The sequence below is a fragment of the Shimia abyssi genome (assembly GCF_003014475.1).
GTDB classification, from domain to species: domain Bacteria; phylum Pseudomonadota; class Alphaproteobacteria; order Rhodobacterales; family Rhodobacteraceae; genus Shimia; species Shimia abyssi.
The window spans coordinates 62,510-80,290 of the sequence record NZ_PYGJ01000005.1; the positions used below are offsets into that span (position 1 = coordinate 62,510).

A 17,781-nucleotide genomic window follows, 5' to 3' on the forward strand; every position below is an offset into this window, starting at 1 on the left:
GGGTCTCCTCTGTAAAAGGCGCACCCCTCCCGCTCCTCCTCGGGGGTGGTGGGATGGCCGGTTCCAATCTCCCTGAGGCGTCAGCTCAGGGCATGGCCCTTTCGGGCGATTGTGCGGCAGGTTCAGAGGTCAATGCCGTGATCACTTCGGCCACCACGGCCGCAGCAATCACAGACGGCCGCTTATCGCGGCTACCGCTTGCCCCGATGGGGCAAATTAATGCGTCGGTGGTTAATCCGCCGCAGGTTTTCTTGGCAAAACTTTCAAACGACGCGCGCTTGGTGGCTGACCCGATCATCCCGACCCAGGTCGCGTCACAACGTTCCAACGCCTCCGCGCTCAACAGGAAATCCAGCGCGTGATCATGGGTTAACACGATATACGCGCTCCCTTTGGGTGCCGCCCGCACGTCCGCTTCAGGCAGCGCAGAAAGCCGCAGCTCTACCCGCGCCGAGCTCAACGCCAATTCCTCAGAACGGCTGTCCACCAGAATGCAGCGCACAGGCAAATGCTGAAACAGATCGGCCAGCGCCCGGCCAACATGCCCGGCACCAAACACATAAACATGCGGCAAGGCCCGCTCATCCGCGCCTGCCCGCGTCTTCGCCAGGGTGCGCGCGGTGGCGTCCATCAAGGTCAACGCGATCTCAACACGCCCACCGCAACACTGCCCGATTTCGGGCCCTAGCGGTACATCCATGAACGCCGTATCACTGCCGTTTTTCAACAGCTTACGCGCCTCATCTAACGCCATATACTCCAACTGCCCGCCACCAATCGTGCCCACCATCGCATCCGGTGCGACAAACATTGACGCGCCGACCTCGCGCGGGGACGAGCCACGCACCCGCGTAATCTCGACCTGCACGACCACCGCTTCGCGATCCAGAAACGATAAGAGCGCCTCGGCCCGCATCAGCCCCGAAGCCTCTCCACCGCCATCAACACGCGCTCCGGTGTCGCGGGCGCGTCCAGCCGTGGACACTCGGCATATTCATTGACCGACGCCACCGCCATGCCCAGCGCCTCAAACACACAGATCGGCAACATAAACGGTGGCTCGCCGACAGCTTTGGATCGTTTGATTGTCAATTCCCGGTTTTCCGACCAATCCGCCAATTCAACGTTGAACTCGCGCGGTATGTCGCTGGCCAACGGAATCTTGTAGGTACTCGGCGCATGGGTGCGCAGGCGCCCGGCATCGTCCCACCACAATTCTTCGGTGGTCAACCACCCCAGCCCCTGAATGAACGCGCCCTCAACCTGCCCCTTATCCAGTATCGGGTTCAGCGACTTGCCTACATCATGCAGCACATCGACCCGGTCGACCTCGTATTCTCCGGTCAGGGTATCAACGCTCACTTCGGCCACTGCCGCACCATAGGCATAGTAATAGAACGGGCGACCCATTCCCTTTTCACGATCCCAATGAATCTTGGGCGTCTTGTAGAACCCAGCGGCCCACAGCTGTACGCGCGCCATGTATGCTTGTTTGATAAAATCGGCAAAAGCAAAGCCTTCCGACCCAACCTTGACCTGATTTGGTAGGAAGTGAACCTCTTCAGGTGTCACATTCCAATGCCCAGCGGCCCACTCAACTAACCGCGCCTTGATCTGCTCACACGCATCCAGCGCCGCCATACCGTTCAAATCCGTTCCGCTCGATGCCGCCGTGGCCGAGGTGTTCGGCACCTTTTCGGTGGTCGTCTTGGTGATCTTGATTCGCTCAAAATCCACCTGCATCGCATCTGCCACCACCTGCGCCACCTTGGTATTGAGGCCCTGCCCCATTTCAGTACCGCCATGGTTCAACATGATCGAGCCGTCATTATAGACATGCAGCAAACAGCCCGCCTGATTATACCATGTCGCCGTGAAACTGATCCCGAACTTGACCGGCGTCAGCGCGATCCCTTTGCGGATGATTCCGCCTTTGGCGTTATGCTCCAGCACCGCCTTGCGCCGCGCTTGATACTCCGAGCGCTCCTCAAGATCGTCCACCAAACGCGGCATGATATTGTCTTCAACTGTCTGGTGGTAGGGCGTCACATCGCCCTGCACGCCGTAAAAATTGGCCTTGCGCACCTCAAGCGGGTCTTTGCCCAGCTCATATGCGATCTCTTCGATCATCCGTTCTGCCGCGATCACGCCCTGTGGGCCACCAAAGCCGCGAAACGCTGTGTTGCTGACCGTATTGGTCTTCATCGGACGGCTGGTCAGGCGCACGTTTGGATAGAAATACGCATTATCAGCATGGAACAACGCGCGGTCCGTCACAGGCCCGCTCAGGTCCGAGGTCCAACCGCAGCGCGCCGCAAACTGCCCCTCAACCGCTTGAATCTGCCCGCCTTCGTCAAAGGCCACATCGTAATCCACGACAAAATCATGCCGCTTGCCGGTGCTTTCCATATCCTGATCACGATCAGGACGGATTTTCACCGCACAGTTCCACTTCTTGGCCGCTATCGCCGCGACCGCACAGAACAGGTTCATCTGGCTTTCCTTGCCACCAAACCCGCCGCCCATGCGCCGCACGTTTACGACCACGGCGTTTGAGGGCACGCCCAGAACATGGGCCACCATGTGCTGTGCTTCGCTTGGGTGCTGGGTCGAGGAATGCACGATCACGTCGTCATCTTCACCCGGCATGGCAAAGGCAATATGCCCCTCAAGGTACATATGGTCCTGCCCACCGACGCGCATCCGCCCTTTGATCCGATGCGCCGCCTTTTGCCCCTCGGCCACGTCGCCACGCTCTAATTTGAGCGGATCGGTCACATGTGGATATCCCTGATCCATCGCCTCCGCCGCATCAAGCACATGCGGGAAAGTTTCATAATCCACCAAAGCCAGCTCCGCCGCCCTGCGGGCGTTCTCGCGGCTGGTTGCCACAACCGCAAAGATCGGCTGACCCCAGAATTCAACTTTGTCCGTCGCAAAGACCGGCTCATCATGACGCCCAGTTGGGCTCACATCATTCACACCCGGAATGTCGTCAGCCGTCAAAACACCAACAACACCAGCGGCTTGCGCCACCTTGCTCAGGTCAATCGCCTTGATCCGCCCATGCGCTACGTTCGATGTGCCCAGATAGGCGTGAAGTGTGCTAATCGGCTCGGCAATATCGTCGCAATAATCCGCCGCACCCGTCACGTGTTTGACCGCACTATCGTGCTGCAAATCCGTGTGCACACTTCCTTGAATGGATACTGTCTGTTTCATCGCCCCACTCCTCACGCGCTCATCAGGCGCACATCTGCGCCCGACTGTTCCAACCAGAACCGACGGAACAGGTTCTGAGCGACCTTCATCCGATACTCCGACGTGGCTCGCATATCGCTGAGCGGCGCAAAATCCCGCGCCAGCGCCTCGCCTGCCACGTCAAACGCCGCCGCGCTCCAAGGTTGCCCCACCAGAGCTGCCTCAGCCGCGCCTGCGCGTTTTGGCGTCGCCGCCATCCCGCCAAAGGCCACACAGGCACTGGCGATCACGCCATTCTCAACCTGCACATTAAACCCGACTGCAACCGAAGAAATATCCTCGTCTCGCCGCTTCGATATCTTGTACGCCGCATGAAACCCGCCCTTCAGACGCGGCACCCGAATGCTCTCGACAAATTCACCTGCCACGCGGTCCTGCTTGCCGTAGGCGATAAAATACGCCTCCAACGGCAGAATCCGCCGCACTGGGCCTTTGCGCAGGACAACCTCCGCCCCTAGCGCAATCAGCACCGGCGGAGTGTCCCCGATGGGCGACCCGTTGGCGATGTTTCCGCCAATCGTGCCCATGTTGCGCACCTGCCAACCTGCGATCCGATCCCAATAAGCGCTCAGATGTGGATACTCCTGCGCAATCACATCCTGCGCTTCGGAATAGGTCACGCCTGCCCCCATCGTCACCGCGTCCACATCAACCTCGATCGCCTTCAACCCATCCAAATGGCCCACAAAGACCGCAGGTGAAATCGGGCGCAAAAACTTTGTCACCCAAAGCCCTACATCCGTGCTACCCGCAACAATCGTTGCCTCTGGCTCCGCCTCCAAAACAGCGGCCAGGTCATCCACATCACCCGGCAAAATCGCGCGCGCTGCGCCCTTGCACACCTCAACGCGCGTGCCATCCTTCAACGTCCGCAACCGCGCCGCAACATCCTCTCGCTCAGCTGCCAGGTGTTCCGCCGATGGTGTACCGTATTCAGCCACGGCCAACGCGGCGCGAATGATCGGCGCATATCCGGTGCACCGGCACAAATTCCCCTGTATCGCTGTCTCAACCTCGGTCGCCGACGGGCGTTCGTTCTCCATCCACAACGCATAAAGCGACATTACAAAGCCCGGTGTGCAAAATCCGCACTGGCTGCCGTGATGTTGGACCATGGCCTGTTGCACCGGGTTCAAACGCCCACCTGGCCCCTGCAAATGCTCGACAGTCACCACATGACAGCCATCCACCGATGCCAGAAACCGGATACACGCATTCACCGCCTCATAACGTAAACCGCCATCTGTCAAGCGCCCCACCAGAACCGTACAGGCCCCACAATCGCCTTCGGCACAGCCCTCCTTGGTGCCGGTCAAACGGCGCTCAATTCGCAGAAAATCCAACAGCGTGTCATCCGCCGCCACATCGCGCATCGCGACATCCCGGCCATTCAAAAGAAACCTGATCTCGTTGCGAACCTGCATGCTACCCTCTCTGGAATTGGCGGAATCCTGTGCTGATCTCACTCTATCGGACGATTAGCCTTCAATGAAACGAGAGTTTTTGCTAATCTATTTCAACAAATCATTGATAATCGCACATTCAATTGCCTCTATGTTGAAGGAAACGGCAAACCTCGGAGACACCATGCCCTATCTCGAAAGTCTCAAAGTCTTCGTGCGCGTGGTCGAGCTTGGATCGATCACCTCCGGCGGGCGCGACATGCGCCTGACGCCAGCGGTGGCCTCCAATCGGGTCAAGGAATTAGAGCAGCGCCTCGGTGTACGCCTCTTCAACCGCACCACGCGGAACCTCTCTCCGACCGAGGTCGGCAAGGTCTTTTATGATCATGCTCGCAAAGTAATCGACGCATTGGACGAGGCCGAGGCCGTGGTCGCCGGGTTTTCCGACACCCCTCGCGGCACAATCCGCGTGACTGCGCCGCTTGGGATCGGACGGCGCATCATTGCCCCCCTGATTCCTCTGTTTACGAACCAGTATCCGCTTGTCGACATCCGAATGCGCCTGTCCGATCGCAAAGTGGACCTTTTCGAGGACGGTCTCGATGTAGCATTCGTGTTAGGCGAGCTTAAGGATTCGAATCTCAAGCTTCGCAAAATCGCCGATTGCGACCGCGTGCTTGTCGCGTCTCCCGACTACCTTGCGCGCGCGGGCACACCAGAAACACCTGACGATCTATTACGCGATCACAACTGTCTTCTGCTGCGGTTCCCACGCTCACCCGAATATTTCTGGACGTTGCAAACCCCTAATGGCACTCGCAAGATCGAAGCGTCAGGCCGGTTTGACGCCGACGATGGCGACGTTCTTACGGAATGGGCGTTGGATGGTGCAGGCATCGCCAACAAGCCGCGGTTTGATATTGCCCGCCATTTGGCCACACGTGACCTGGTCGAGATCCTGCCAGACACCCCTCCACTGCCTGCAAGCTTTGGCTGTCTTTATCCTCATCGCAAATTCCAAGATCCCAAAATTCGCCAATTTGTGGATTTCATGACAGTCGAGGCGCGCAAGAAACTCGACACCATTTCCAAGGCACAGTGATATCTCATCCACGCTGCCACGACGGTTTTCATTGCGACAACGGTCCATCCTGACGCAGGTTTTCCGAGAACAACGTATAAGTCGCACGCCCCTGATGCTTGGATGCATAGAGCGCGATGTCCACGTCAGACATGATCGTATCAATTGTGGTGCCCACCTGCCCGGCGAACACCGAAATGCCAACGCTGGCCGACACTTTGCAGACATGTTCCTTAAAGGGCATAGGGTGCTCAACCTCGGCAATGATCCGCGCTGCAATGCGTCCCAACACATCCGCATCCGTGATGCCCTTGAACACCATTACAAACTCGTCGCCACCAACTCGGGCTACGCAATCGTCGTCCCGACTGTTCTCAACCAGAACCTTGGCAACCCTTTGCAGAACGTGGTCGCCCGCCGCATGACCCAACGTGTCGTTCACCGCCTTAAAGAAATCCAGATCAATCTGCATCATCCCAAATGGGCTGCGATCTTCCAACAATCGCGGCACGATTGTTTCCAGCGCGCGGCGGTTTTTCAGCCCCGTCAATGTATCGGTAAATGCCTGCTCTTCGGCCGCAATCATAGCGCCTTGCAACCGCTGGTTAAGCTTGCGCGACGCCTCCATCGCGGCTGACTTTGCCTCCACCAGATAAAGCATTTCTATAGTCAGATCCGTGGCCGCAAAGTCAGCAGATGTGAGCGCAAAGTCCCGCACTGCATCGATGATCGAAATCCCGAAACTCAGGTTGATAATCGCACCGCCATTGTCGGGCAGCGGCACCAAGACCCCTTTAGTCGTCGTTTGCGCTGCATCCCGTTTGCGCAGATGCAACTTTAGTCCGGCGACACCCAAAAGCTGTTCCATGGACGACACCGATCTTGGCCGACACAGCTCAAAAACCTCCAAAAACCGCTTATTCACAAGCGTATCGTCAGGAAGGAGCTTTTGCGCGGTTGGCCCTGCATGGCTGATGTGTCCGGTCGCATCCAGCACCATATGCATTGGACAAAACACGTCCAGCATCTTTGTCAGGTATCCCAAACACACCATGGCGCTACACAGCCCTTGCGCCAAGATCAAAACTGCGCCCCTGAGCAAAGGCCGTTTCGATCAGCGTAATATCAATGGTTTCCGTACCACCTGAACCGCCCTGATGCTCCAAAAATACTAATGCACCATAGTCATCAGCCAATGTCCGCAAAACGCCAATCATGACGTGACCAAACCCCTGCTTGCTATGCGTACAGGTCAAACTAAAGCGATTTACGGCGTGTTCCCGCAGTTCCAGAATTGGCAGCCGCAGATCATCCACTGCCAGCCGCGCACGGTCGGGCAAATCATCCAGAGAATGCAGGAATTCGACAAAATTCACGCCGCCAAACCGTAGTAACCGCCGCAGGGCCTCGACATTCGGATGTGACAACAGATAGGTGCCGATATCTTCCAGTATTGTCTCCTTTGGCGCACCAATTTGCTGACATGCCGCCGCGATCAGCTGATCCGTAACATGATCCTCGTAATGCAGCATCGCTTCAAACTCGACCGTGTCCAGTCCGGCCAACCGGGTGATTTCAATCCACCGGCAATTGCCATAGCTGTCCTGCACAAAACACTGAATCGCTCTATTGATCAGCCCATGCATGGCCATTCCCCTTACGTTTCAGCCAAGTATGACCACAAGGGGTTTAAGAAAGTCCCAATAGGTTCAATTCTCCGGAAATAACTCCAAATCACCGATCCAAAGCGCTTTGCGACTACTCGGGGCAACCCTGAAATCGCCACGCAATACACGCTCAACATCGCCCCGCGTGACGCCACTTTGCCCCAATTCTTGCACGTACAGCCCGGCGCTTAGCATTCCAGATTCGACCCACATACTCATCACATCATATCCCTGCCCTTCTCCGGGCAGGAACATCACGCCCTCAAGACCGGCGCGCGACACATCAAAATCGTCCAGCACCAGCACACAGCCCGGCTCTCGGCTGCGCCCACACAGACCGTACCATTCAAGCACCCGATAGTCGGGTAGCCCTGATAGCATCGCCACACTCAGCGCGGCTTCATCCGGCAACACCCGGATCATCGCGCGCAGCTCTGCGCTTAGCTCCGATTGAGTTTCCGTAACGGGTGCCTGATAAACACTGTTCGCCTGACTACGCGCCTTTTCAATTGCCGCCACCAATTCTGCACTGGTATCGTCGCGCGCCTCCAAATCAGCCAGCACCGCCTTGCCCGGCCTGCCCCAACGATTGGCAAACTCCCAAAGCGCTGCGTCCTCAGGTGCAACATTGCCATTCACAATACGCGCCATCTGGCTCCTGGCAGAAATCGCTTCAACATTCAGAACCGGTGTCATCCATACCGCGCTCAGCAGCAGGATGCCGCCCGCAATCACAATGTTGGCCTGTCGGATATGCTCCATCCAGCGCCCGCGCAACAGCACCGAAACCGCATATGTCACCGCATAAACCCCGACAACTCCGGTGATCGTGCTTGCCATCAAACGGGGCGGCGTCCAGCCGTATTGCGCCACGCGCAACCAAACCGCATAGCCCGCCAGCCCAGCGAGCGCCGGCAACAACAGCGCCAGCGCGCCAGTTGCCCAACGCATCCAACTTATCGTCACCGCGTCTTCATCACATTTGTCCAGCGCAACGCTGACCAGCGATATCACCCCCAGCGCCACCGCTAACAACGTCGCTGCCACGCTCAGCTCGTCAAACATCGCGCCCGTACCACGCAGCGCCGCAGCACTAACAAACACGCCCACCACCAACAGCATGACCGGCACCAAAAGTCGCAAAAGGCGTAACAACAGATATGGTGACACGTAGTCACGCATCTCGTGTACCACAGCCAGCCCAAGCCCCAGTGCAACGCCGCTCAACACATGTGGAACAACCGGAATGTCCAGCACATCGTCAATCACCGTGGCTCCGACAATCTGCAACAGTGCGTCCGAAAGGAACACAACCGCCCAAACCACGCCGACAAACAGCCACGCCGCGCTGTAGCGCACAACTATGCTCCAGGCGGCGTCAAACAGCATCTCGTAGTTGTGCACCCCGCGCCGGTCTTCCAGCCAGACCGCCAAAAACGGCGTCCCGATAAACAGCATCGCGCCCCAGGCAAACACCAGATGTGCCGCCTCAGCAAACTCACCCAGCGTGTCATACCGCAAACTGCTCAAGCCCAGTAAAACCGCAGCTGGAACTGTCAAAATCACCGCCCCAAGAGCAGCGCGACGCACCGTCGCAGGACAGCTCAACGCCAGCAGCACAGCGAAAAAACCGGCGACGCCACTGGCCACAGTCACAAACAAATGCGCAGAGACCAGCACATCACGCGCATACTCGATCAGCACCCACATGGCCGCCCCGGCCAGCGCCCCAATCAGCGCCATTTCGGCGCGGCTTACCAGTCTTTGTTCGTCTCTGGATAACATCGCGCCCTCCTGCCTATCACTCGCGTTCAGCTTACCCGCAGTTTACAAGGAATAACAACGCCCTAGCGCAAAGGGCGCGACACATCGCTGTGCCGCGCCCTGAAAACCAATACCCACGTAGCCTTAGAAATCTGTGGGCGCGCCGCCTTCTTCCTTGCGTCGCGCAACAAACTCCATCAGCGCACCGCGCGCCGCGTCGTCCATTGCAGGGGCCTCAAAATCCGCAAGAATATCGCGGTAAATCTGGTGCGCGCGCTCAGGCGTCCAAACGCTGCCCGCCGCTTCCCAGGCTTCATAATTGCGCCAATCCGAAGCGATCGGCTGATAGAACGCAGTGGCGTAGCGATCCTGCGTGTGCTGGATACCAAAGAAATGCCCTTCACTGCCCACATCCTTGATCGCGTCGATTGCAATCTCGTCCTCGCCTGTCGCGCAAATTTCAGGCTCCATATAGCGTTGGATCATCTGGATCACTTCACAATCCATAACAAACTTCTCTGGCGAGGCAATCAGCCCCCCTTCCAGCCACCCGGCCGCGTGATAGACCATGTTCGCGCCGGACTGCACCGCCGACCATAGCGAATTCGAGGTCTCCCACATCGCCTGACCATCCGGCACATTGGCCGCACACACGCCGCTGGCCCGCATTGGCAGACCATAGAACCGCGCCATCTGCCCGGTCATCTGCGTGGCCCGCATGTATTCCGGTGTACCGAACGCAGGTGCGCCGGATTTCATATCCACATTGCTGGTGAAGGTGCCAATCGCACAGGACGCGCCCGGACGGATATATTGCGCCAGCGCCACCGCGCACAGCCCCTCTGCCAACGACTGTGCCACCGCACCTGACATGGTCACCGGCGCCATTGCCCCGGCCAGCGTGAACGGCGTCACCACCAGCCCCTGATTGCGCCGTGCCATCCGCATCCAGCCGTCCATCATCGGCTCATCATGCTTAAGCGGAGAGGTCGAGTTGATGTTGGTATAGAGCTTGGGCGACGCCTCGAACTCCTCCTCGGACCAGCCGCCCGACAGGCGCACCATTTCCATGGCGTCCTCTACCCGCTCGGCCCCCAGACTATAGGTATGCGCCACCTTGTCCGTCAGCGTCAGTTTGTCATAAAGCACATCTAAATGGCGGATGCTTGCGTGAATATCCTGTGGCTCAACCGGATAGCCGCCAACAAAGTGGATACAGTTGAAATACTGACTCAGCTTCAGCAGGTTCGCACACATCTCCCGCGTGCCTGTCACCTTACGCCCCAGCGCCATGTCCCAATAGTTTGGCGGAGAGCTGACATTGCCGAACAGGATATGATTGTCGCCCAGCGTGATCTGTCGGGCCGCATTACGTGGAGTCAGCGTCCAGCTCGACGGTGCCTTCGAAATCATCTCCATGATAAAATCGCGACCGAACCGGATATTGTCACCATCTACAATACACCCGGCTTGTTTCAGGATCTCGCGCGCTTCGGCGTTATAAAATTCAATACCGATCTCTTCGAGAATGCGCATCGATCCTTCATGGATGCGCTGCACGCCATCCGCATTCAACGGTTCGGTAGGGCGATCCGTATTCACTGGCAACCGCCATGGCATCTGTTCAATGGCCCCTGACTGGCCACGCCGCGCCGCATTGCCTGCACGACCACCGCCGCGCCGCCGCTTCACAATCTCTTCCGCCATGAATCCGTCTCCCGTTAAACCTTGGTTCACAAGAAAACCCAAGCTCGCGCCAGTCGATTGCGCCTTTGCGACAAGTCTTGTCGTTTTTCACGCCCGGCTGCTCAAAAGTGCGGTTTTTGTAATCCTTTCTGTTCTTCAGGCGCTGCCACACCGCCCAAAACGCTATGCACCGCTGCCCCTCAGGAACAGCGGTTTCATGCTCTGCCTTGACAAAATGCAAGATCCGCGGGCCAATTCAGCCAAGCCCGCGCCAGTCGTTACCAGGCGCAAACAAGCTGCGCGTCAGCCGTCAACCCATCCTGTGATGTGCCCGATATCAGGAAACACTGCATCCGCAAAAGGGGCCAACTCTTCCGTACCGGCCATACCAGTCAGCACCGCAACAGTCTGCATTCCAGCACGACGCCCCGCAATCAGGTCATGGGTGCTGTCACCAACCATCACCACCCGTGCAGGGTCCAGTTTCATGTGATCGGCAAACGCCAATAATGGCGACGGGTCAGGCTTAGCCCCGAACCCGCTGTCAAATCCGGCAATAAAATCGAAATGCCCGTCGACTCCCACGCCCTTCAACTGCGCTTTGGCAGAATATTCCGAGTCATTCGTCATCACGCCCAACCGCAATCCTTTGTCAGCCAACCCTTTCAGGTAAGGCGCCAGATCCACTGCAGGTGCCAAGGGCGCTTCAGATGCGCTGACGGCCATCTGCTCCTCGATCACGTCGACGTCTGACCCAGGCAATTCAGCCGCAACTGCCTCTGCCGCTTCCCGATTCGTCCCTGCAATCACAAAGCTCTCAGGGTGAAACTGCTCAGCCTCAAGATCATACACCAATGCATCAGCAAGCCGCCGTTCAATTGCCGCGTCGCCCTTTGCATAAGCCCTGATCACCTCACGCGACCACACATTCCACGTTCCGCCAAAATCAAAAAGCGTGCCGTCCTTATCGAACAATATTCCATCCGCGCGCATATCTGCCCCTGAGTGCCCTAATTTAAACCAAAGGTTGTGTTCGCAGACTGCCCGACCGCCCAGACCAGCACAAGCGCTGATCTACGCGACGGCATCCATCACGTCCAATGCGTACGCGCCGTGCCCATCAAAACGGCACCCGCCATCATCGGGTCTTCATAGGCCACCCGATGCGCATCACAAAAGGCCATCACCCACGCATCATCCATTGTCAGGAACTCCAGAACCGACCCAAGGAACTCTTTTTCACCCGCGCTGGCCTGCAAATCGTTAACCGATGCGCCTGTCGCGCCCAAAAAAACTGGCAACAATTCGTCGTTTGTTACCAACCAACTCAACGCCTTAAGGGCCAGAACCTCAGCCGCTTCCTCTGATATCGACATTATTTAGTGCTTTCGAAATGTTTTCTTAACCAATGCACATACAAATTGAGTCAACCTTTTGGCAACTTCTCAGGTCCACAATGCCCGGAAGAATTTTAATCATAGACAGCATTGCCACGAACCGCATCGTGCTCAAGGTCAAGCTCGCCTCTGCATTTTATCGTGTCGAACAAGCGGCCAACGCCAATGACGCTCTGTCGCTCATCCAACAATCTCCACCGGACCTTGTGATTTTGGGCGACTCCCTGCCAGACATGGCCGCGCTCTCGTTATGCCGTCGCCTGAAACTCCACGCAAAAACCCGTTTCATTCCCATTATCCTTGTGTCCGAAAACGCAACTTGCGGTATCCGCCGCCTAGCACTTGAAGCTGGGGCTGACGACGTTTTGGCCAAGCCGCATAATGACACCTTCCTCAAGGCGCGCATCCGCAGCTTACTACGCGCTCGTGATACCATCGAAGAGCTGCGGCTCAAGGATTCCTCGGCTCAGGCCCTCGGATTTGCCGAGTCCCCGTCTCCCTTTGACACGCCCGCCGCCGTCCTGCTCGCCACCCATGCGCCCGAACTTGGTCTGCGCTGGCGCAGCCTGCTAAAGCCGCTGGCGCCTTACGCTTACCGCCACCACCCGCTGAATGACGCCCTACGTAATCTGTCGCAAACCACTGCGCCCGACGCCTTTGTAATCGCGCTAGATGAAAACGCGCCGGAAGAAGCTCTGCGGTTTCTCGCCGAAATACGCGCCCGTTCTGCCACCCGCAAATCGGCTGTGCTCATCGTTATGGGCCCAAACAATGACACGGCCCGCGTCGACGCGCTAGATTTGGGCGCAGATGATGTGCTGCCGTACGGTTTTGACGCGGAGGAAGTCACACTGCGTCTCGATGCGCTGATCCGCCGCAAACACCTGATTGATCGGTTGCGCCAGAATGTGCATGACGGGTTGAATGCGGCTGTGACCGATCCTTTGACCGGCCTGCACAACCGTCGATATGCTCTACCCCAACTGGCGCGAATCGCGCGGCAATCGGGCCTTCAAGGAACCAGTTTTGCGGTCATGGTGGCCGATCTGGACCATTTCAAAGGTGTAAACGACCGCTATGGGCATGCCGCAGGCGACGTGGTTCTTGCCGAGATTGCCCGCCGAATGCGCCAAACCGTGGGAGAGGCTGACCTGCTGGCCCGTTTGGGCGGAGAGGAATTTCTGATCGTGCTGCGCCGCGCAAATCGCGCCCAAGCCTGTGACGTCGCTCGCCGCCTCTGCGAAGCCGTGCGCGCCGAACCTGTGTACCTGCAAAAACGCGACATTCAGATTCCCCTCACGGTCAGCATCGGCGTTGCCATGGGAGACGTGAACGTACCGGACTGCACAAACACCAACGACATCAATGCAACGGACCTGATCGACCGCGCCGACAAAGCGCTTTATGGTGCCAAATCTCATGGCCGCGATCAGGTTACACTCAGCGCGCCTGCGGCCTGAGCCCAACGCAAAAAATCGCGCCCGCCCCAGGGACAGGGTCGAACGCGAACCGGATCATCGCTGATCCTAGCCTTGACTAAACACCATACAACTCCCCCTAATCCCGTTTTTCCTTATCCTTACGTCCGCCACGTTTCAGCGTGTCTTCCAAACGATCCGCATATTCCAGCCGCTCGGTGTCCGTCATATTCACGACGCGCTCAATCCAAATCCGTTGTGCAACGTCACGGCGCTCATGCCCATGCGCTTCTTGTCGTTTGACCTCATTCTGCAAAGCGTCCTGATCCAGCGGTGATGAACGCAGCAAATCTACCACCCGCGCATAGCTGCGCCCCTCGGCGGCCCTGTCAATCTCAGCTGAACGATACGCCTCACGGATTGACCGCCCCACCTTGCGCTTATCCTCAAAGCTCAGTGCCCGAACATAGGGAGAGCCAAATCGGTCGTGTGGGCGCTTCTTGCCGTCATCCTTAAGATGCCCAATCACCGCACCGCCCACGATTCCGACCACCACAAGGTTGATCGCCAGTGACCCGATCAGCAACAGCCGCAAGCCCAGCCGCATCTTAGGTTTTTGAGTTCCTTGCTCGCTCATGGCGCGCTCCTATTCCACCACAAAGGCATAGCTCGTATCCAGATCCGACAGGAAACTGTCCTGCCCCGCGCTCAGCAAACTGGCACCAATCCCGTCTTCAATCAGGCTGGTCGATCCGACCACACCGATCCAAACCCCAGCCGTGGCCGCCATCGCCAGCCCACTCACCGAGGGCCAACCGCCCAGCACAGCCAAAACGCTCCGCCAGAACCCACTACGTTCCGGCAGTGGCGCCACCTCCGGCGCAGTGGGCTGAAACGCCTCCGCGTCGCCTAACACTTTCGCCAGAAAGTCAGGCGAAGGCTCTGCCGCCGTATCCGCTCGAGCCTCGGCAAACAAAGCATCCAGCATCATGTCGTCACGATCTTTATCCGTCATCCGAATACCCCAGTGCTTCTTTCTGCCCGGCCAATGCCTTGGCCAACATCCGTTTTCCCCGCGCCGTCAGGCTTTCTACCGCCTCGACGCTGATCTCCAGTATCCCGGCAATCTCAGGATTGCCCAAGCCTTCTATGTGACGCAAGACCACCGCTTGTCGCTGCCGCTCAGGCAATGTGTTCAAGGCCGCCTGCAGCGCATCCAACCGCGCGCGATCCTGCATCACCTGTGCCGGCCCCTTGGCGTCATCCTCAGGTTCGGCAATAGTATCCAGCCCAACCCCGCGCCCTTTACGCAGCCGGTCGGTGCACAGGTTTGCCACCACACGATAGAGCCAGGTTGTCACCTTGGCCTCGCCCTGCCGCCACTCTGGCGCGATCTTCCAAAGGCGGATCAACGCCTCCTGTGCCACATCTTCGGCTTCGGCCCTGTCACCCAACATGCGAAACGCATGGGAAAAAACCCGAGGTGTCAGCCGCAGCGTCAACGACCGCGCGGCCGACTGATCGCCATTGGCATAAAGAACCAATAGCGCGTCGTCCGGTATATCCGCCTGCGTGTCATAGGGCATATTCATAGGTCCCGATGGCTAGCCTCTTGCCGTCAAACTTGCAATCACAGGCAATCACGGGCGGGCATTTTCTGCCCGCCCACCTGCTCGATCAGGTCTGATCCTTAGTTGTCGCCACCACGATCGCCATCACGCTTCTTGCCCTTATGACCGTGACGCATCTTCTCGCGAGCAGCTTCGAACTCTTCTTTCGAGATCTGGCCGTCCCCGTCGCTGTCCAGACGGTCAAACATCTTGGCACTGCGTTCCGCCTTGGGCTTCATCTCGTCCTGGCTCAATACGCCGTCGCCATTGGCATCGCGGTGTTCAATCATGCGCGCGGCGCCCTTCTTGGCCCGCTCCTGCGCACGCTCGGCAACCGCTGCTTCCAGCTCATCCGCGCTCAGCGCGCCGTCGCCATTGGTATCCATCTTGGCAAACCGCGCCGCCGCGTGGGCGTCCATCTCGGCCTGCGTCACAAACCCGTCGCCATTTGTATCCAGCTCTTCAAAGTTGATCTGCATCCCGCGATGCTTGCCGCCCTGCCCCTTTGCCGACGCGGCCACCGCCGTCACGCTCAGGGCTGCTACAACGATACCGGTGATAAATGTCGTGCGTTTCATAACTCATTCTCCTGTTTCGCAGTGTCCTGCTCTGGTTTCAAACCCGGCTCCTGCCCGATTTGTTGAAACTAGAACGCGGCGGCCCGACGTTTCCGTCGCAAAAACTTTCACTTTCTCACACCGCCCGGTTTGCGACATCGCGACGCAAGCCGTTTTGCCCTCTTTCAAACACGCCCGATTGAGCACATCTTGACCTCACACCAGCAAGGAATCACGATGTCCATCACAGACGCTCCCATCGCGGAGGATCGCCCCCTTTGGCCCACTCTGTACAAGGGTTGGTGCCGCAAATGCCCCAATTGCGGCAGCGGCCCGTTGCTCAAGAGCTATCTCAAAGTGCGCGACACCTGCACCGTGTGCAAACAGGATCTTTCGCATCACCGGGCGGATGACGGGCCTGCCTATCTGACAATCCTGATTGTCGGTCACATCCTCGGGTTCGGCATGCATTTTGCCTATTCTCATTACCGCCCGGACCCGCTGACCTTTTTCACGATTTTTGCGGTTGGCTGTGTCGGCTTGTCGCTCTACCTTCTGCCAAGGCTCAAGGGCGTCGTCGTGGCGTTCCAATACGCACGGCGCATGCACGGGTTTGACGACGACCCCAGTTCCTGAGCCGCGCATTTCGCCATCAGGAGGGGATCATGACCATCGACAAGACCGCCATTCGCAATGCGGCTACCGTCATTGTTCTGCGTGATCGCGCAACAGATCCCCATATCCTCATGGGCCAACGCGGTGCCAAAGCCGCGTTCATGCCCAACAAGTTTGTGTTTCCAGGCGGCGCGGTTGATGCGGCCGATGGCGATATCCCATTGACCAGCCAAATGCCCGCGCTCTGCCGCGACCGCCTTACCGAGGACGCGGACCCATCCTTGGTACACGCAATTGGCGTGGCCTGTATCCGCGAGCTGTGGGAAGAAACCGGCCTGATCCTCGGGGCACCCGGTACTTGGCAGTCATCACCACCGCCCGATTGGCAATCCTACGCCGCCACCGGACATGTGCCTTCTGCTCAGGCGTTGCAATTTGTGTTCCGCGCCATCACCCCTCCGGGCCGCCCCCGCCGATTTGATGCACGCTTTTTCCTGCTGGACGCTGCCCAAATCGCCACAGACCTCGACGATTTTTCCGCCGCCTGTGACGAACTTTCTCATCTGCAATGGATCCCGTTGAAAAAGGCGCGCGAATTCGACCTGCCCTTTATCACCGAAGTGGTCCTCGCCGAAGTCGAAGGCCGTCTGCACGACACCGCCCCTCCAGCCTCAGTTCCTTTCTTCAAGAACGGCGACGAAGAAAGCCTGTTTCTCCACCTCAAGGGCCGGCCGCCGACAGCGGCGGACGAATAAAGACAGGTTCAACAAACCCCTGTCTCCACAAAAACATCGCTCGAATAGCCCGCAATGCGGCGGCCACTCACAAAAGACCATCCGAAGAACCAAAACCGCGGTTTCACCGCGGCCTTCTAATTTTTCCGGTCATTCGCAATCCATCGAGAATGTTCAAACCCATCATAGTGAGATTGGCGGCACCAGCGATGAGCTCAACAACCTGGACCGCATAAAATGTGCCATCAAATTCGCCCGCGGCCGCCTTACCTGCGAGAAACCAAGCAGCCGGAATCAGGGTCAGCAATCCGTTCAGAGCAATGAAAGGCATTCGGGCCTTCTTTGCACGCGTCAGCGCATCTTTGCGTTTGCGGCTCATTGCCATGCCTGACCCGCCGGCAAGGGCCATTGCTGGTACCAGAATGAACATTCCTTTCAGGATCAGCGCTTTGATTGCCGCTACTGTTTCGTCACTCATAAAGAGTTCGCTCATAACCGTTGATGTCCAAAACATGAGGATCAACAGAAAACCGATGCAGCCTGCGGTAGCGTGAATTGTTGTTTTCATTACCTTTTCCTCAATCGGGC

18 protein-coding genes are annotated in these 17,781 nt (G+C 57.9%); 4 read left to right on the forward strand and 14 right to left on the reverse strand.

The window, feature by feature from the left end; translation table 11 throughout:
* Window positions 1–85: 85 nt before the first annotated feature.
* Genes xdhC through xdhA form a run of 3 tightly spaced genes read right to left on the reverse strand, consistent with a single transcriptional unit; the run spans window position 86 to window position 4,685 of the window.
* Window positions 86–916: a xanthine dehydrogenase accessory protein XdhC gene (gene xdhC / locus CLV88_RS10275; protein WP_106608309.1), complete on the reverse strand. Its 831-nt coding sequence runs from the start codon at window positions 914–916 to the stop codon at window positions 86–88.
* Complete coding sequence (xdhB, locus tag CLV88_RS10280; RefSeq protein WP_106608310.1) at window positions 916–3,222, reverse strand: xanthine dehydrogenase molybdopterin binding subunit; 2,307 nt, start codon at window positions 3,220–3,222, stop codon at window positions 916–918. Before xdhB ends, xdhC begins: the two co-directional genes overlap by 1 nt.
* Window positions 3,223–3,233: 11 nt before the next feature.
* On the reverse strand, window positions 3,234–4,685 hold the full coding sequence (gene xdhA / locus CLV88_RS10285) for a xanthine dehydrogenase small subunit (RefSeq protein WP_106608311.1): 1,452 nt from the start codon (window positions 4,683–4,685) through the stop codon (window positions 3,234–3,236).
* Between the two features lie 163 nt (window positions 4,686–4,848).
* Here xdhA and CLV88_RS10290 point away from each other — a divergent pair, with 163 nt between their 5' ends.
* Window positions 4,849–5,766 carry a LysR family transcriptional regulator gene (locus tag CLV88_RS10290; RefSeq protein WP_106608479.1) on the forward strand — a complete coding sequence of 306 codons (918 nt, stop codon included), beginning with the start codon at window positions 4,849–4,851 and terminating at the stop codon, window positions 5,764–5,766.
* Between the two features lie 28 nt (window positions 5,767–5,794).
* Here the strand turns inward: CLV88_RS10290 and CLV88_RS10295 are convergent, their stop codons facing one another.
* The 6 genes from CLV88_RS10295 to CLV88_RS10320 all read right to left on the reverse strand — a co-directional run bounded on the left by CLV88_RS10295 (window position 5,795) and on the right by CLV88_RS10320 (window position 12,238).
* Window positions 5,795–6,829, reverse strand: coding sequence for a GGDEF domain-containing protein (locus CLV88_RS10295; protein WP_341477157.1), 1,035 nt, complete (start codon window positions 6,827–6,829; stop codon window positions 5,795–5,797).
* Entirely contained in the window at window positions 6,804–7,391 is a 588-nt protein-coding gene (locus CLV88_RS10300) for a heme NO-binding domain-containing protein (protein WP_106608480.1), read from the reverse strand. Before CLV88_RS10300 ends, CLV88_RS10295 begins: the two co-directional genes overlap by 26 nt.
* Window positions 7,392–7,454: 63 nt before the next feature.
* Window positions 7,455–9,197, reverse strand: coding sequence for a DUF4153 domain-containing protein (locus CLV88_RS10305; protein WP_106608313.1), 1,743 nt, complete (start codon window positions 9,195–9,197; stop codon window positions 7,455–7,457).
* 123 nt (window positions 9,198–9,320) lie between these two features.
* Complete coding sequence (locus CLV88_RS10310; protein ID WP_106608314.1) at window positions 9,321–10,883, reverse strand: trimethylamine methyltransferase family protein; 1,563 nt, start codon at window positions 10,881–10,883, stop codon at window positions 9,321–9,323.
* Window positions 10,884–11,165: 282 nt separating this feature from the next.
* On the reverse strand, window positions 11,166–11,855 hold the full coding sequence (locus tag CLV88_RS10315; protein ID WP_106608315.1) for an HAD family hydrolase: 690 nt from the start codon (window positions 11,853–11,855) through the stop codon (window positions 11,166–11,168).
* Window positions 11,856–11,953: 98 nt separating this feature from the next.
* On the reverse strand, window positions 11,954–12,238 hold the full coding sequence (locus CLV88_RS10320) for a DUF3572 domain-containing protein (RefSeq protein ID WP_106608316.1): 285 nt from the start codon (window positions 12,236–12,238) through the stop codon (window positions 11,954–11,956).
* A gap of 80 nt (window positions 12,239–12,318) precedes the next feature.
* Between CLV88_RS10320 and CLV88_RS10325 the strand changes: the two genes are divergently transcribed.
* The gene (locus CLV88_RS10325) at window positions 12,319–13,719 is read left to right on the forward strand and encodes a diguanylate cyclase (RefSeq protein ID WP_165798856.1); all 1,401 of its coding nucleotides are present in this window, start codon (window positions 12,319–12,321) and stop codon (window positions 13,717–13,719) included.
* 97 nt (window positions 13,720–13,816) lie between these two features.
* Here the strand turns inward: CLV88_RS10325 and CLV88_RS10330 are convergent, their stop codons facing one another.
* The 4 genes from CLV88_RS10330 to CLV88_RS10345 form a co-directional block, all read right to left on the reverse strand.
* Window positions 13,817–14,314, reverse strand: a complete 498-nt coding sequence (locus CLV88_RS10330; RefSeq protein ID WP_106608318.1) for a periplasmic heavy metal sensor — start codon at window positions 14,312–14,314, stop codon at window positions 13,817–13,819.
* 9 nt (window positions 14,315–14,323) lie between these two features.
* On the reverse strand, window positions 14,324–14,692 hold the full coding sequence (locus tag CLV88_RS10335) for a hypothetical protein (protein ID WP_106608319.1): 369 nt from the start codon (window positions 14,690–14,692) through the stop codon (window positions 14,324–14,326).
* Entirely contained in the window at window positions 14,682–15,269 is a 588-nt protein-coding gene (locus CLV88_RS10340; protein ID WP_106608320.1) for an RNA polymerase sigma factor, read from the reverse strand. The genes CLV88_RS10335 and CLV88_RS10340 overlap by 11 nt, the downstream gene beginning before the upstream one ends.
* Before the next feature lie 98 nt (window positions 15,270–15,367).
* On the reverse strand, window positions 15,368–15,865 hold the full coding sequence (locus tag CLV88_RS10345; RefSeq protein ID WP_106608321.1) for an EF-hand domain-containing protein: 498 nt from the start codon (window positions 15,863–15,865) through the stop codon (window positions 15,368–15,370).
* Between the two features lie 216 nt (window positions 15,866–16,081).
* On the opposite strand from CLV88_RS10345, the gene CLV88_RS10350 reads away from it, so the two are divergent.
* Together CLV88_RS10350 and CLV88_RS10355 are read left to right on the forward strand one after the other, a co-directional pair.
* A complete protein-coding gene (locus CLV88_RS10350) occupies window positions 16,082–16,480 on the forward strand; it encodes a DUF983 domain-containing protein (RefSeq protein ID WP_106608481.1) in 399 nt (132 codons plus the stop codon).
* A 29-nt stretch (window positions 16,481–16,509) separates the two neighbouring features.
* Window positions 16,510–17,214 (forward strand): NUDIX hydrolase, encoded by a 705-nt coding sequence (locus CLV88_RS10355; RefSeq protein ID WP_106608322.1) that lies wholly within the window; start codon window positions 16,510–16,512, stop codon window positions 17,212–17,214.
* A 103-nt stretch (window positions 17,215–17,317) separates the two neighbouring features.
* On the opposite strand, the gene CLV88_RS10360 is transcribed toward CLV88_RS10355, so the two are convergent.
* Window positions 17,318–17,761, reverse strand: a complete 444-nt coding sequence (locus CLV88_RS10360; RefSeq protein ID WP_106608323.1) for a hypothetical protein — start codon at window positions 17,759–17,761, stop codon at window positions 17,318–17,320.
* Between the last annotated feature and the right edge of the window lie 20 nt (window positions 17,762–17,781).

Excerpts from the sequence above, each read along its gene's own strand:
- xdhB (WP_106608310.1), bottom strand. The coding sequence starts at position 3,222 with ATGAAACAGACAGTATCCATTCAAGGAAGTGTGCACACGGATTTGCAG.
- CLV88_RS10340 (WP_106608320.1), bottom strand. The coding sequence starts at position 15,269 with ATGAATATGCCCTATGACACGCAGGCGGATATACCGGACGACGCGCTA.
- CLV88_RS10355 (WP_106608322.1), top strand. The coding sequence starts at position 16,510 with ATGACCATCGACAAGACCGCCATTCGCAATGCGGCTACCGTCATTGTT.
- CLV88_RS10290 (WP_106608479.1), top strand. The coding sequence starts at position 4,849 with ATGCCCTATCTCGAAAGTCTCAAAGTCTTCGTGCGCGTGGTCGAGCTT.
- CLV88_RS10315 (WP_106608315.1), bottom strand. The coding sequence starts at position 11,855 with ATGCGCGCGGATGGAATATTGTTCGATAAGGACGGCACGCTTTTTGAT.
- CLV88_RS10305 (WP_106608313.1), bottom strand. The coding sequence starts at position 9,197 with ATGTTATCCAGAGACGAACAAAGACTGGTAAGCCGCGCCGAAATGGCG.
- CLV88_RS10360 (WP_106608323.1), bottom strand. The coding sequence starts at position 17,761 with ATGAAAACAACAATTCACGCTACCGCAGGCTGCATCGGTTTTCTGTTG.
- CLV88_RS10310 (WP_106608314.1), bottom strand. The coding sequence starts at position 10,883 with ATGGCGGAAGAGATTGTGAAGCGGCGGCGCGGCGGTGGTCGTGCAGGC.
- CLV88_RS10335 (WP_106608319.1), bottom strand. The coding sequence starts at position 14,692 with ATGACGGATAAAGATCGTGACGACATGATGCTGGATGCTTTGTTTGCC.
- CLV88_RS10325 (WP_165798856.1), top strand. The coding sequence starts at position 12,319 with ATGCCCGGAAGAATTTTAATCATAGACAGCATTGCCACGAACCGCATC.
- xdhC (WP_106608309.1), bottom strand. The coding sequence starts at position 916 with ATGCGGGCCGAGGCGCTCTTATCGTTTCTGGATCGCGAAGCGGTGGTC.
- CLV88_RS10300 (WP_106608480.1), bottom strand. The coding sequence starts at position 7,391 with ATGCATGGGCTGATCAATAGAGCGATTCAGTGTTTTGTGCAGGACAGC.
- CLV88_RS10320 (WP_106608316.1), bottom strand. The coding sequence starts at position 12,238 with ATGTCGATATCAGAGGAAGCGGCTGAGGTTCTGGCCCTTAAGGCGTTG.
- CLV88_RS10345 (WP_106608321.1), bottom strand. The coding sequence starts at position 15,865 with ATGAAACGCACGACATTTATCACCGGTATCGTTGTAGCAGCCCTGAGC.
- CLV88_RS10350 (WP_106608481.1), top strand. The coding sequence starts at position 16,082 with ATGTCCATCACAGACGCTCCCATCGCGGAGGATCGCCCCCTTTGGCCC.
- CLV88_RS10330 (WP_106608318.1), bottom strand. The coding sequence starts at position 14,314 with ATGAGCGAGCAAGGAACTCAAAAACCTAAGATGCGGCTGGGCTTGCGG.
- xdhA (WP_106608311.1), bottom strand. The coding sequence starts at position 4,685 with ATGCAGGTTCGCAACGAGATCAGGTTTCTTTTGAATGGCCGGGATGTC.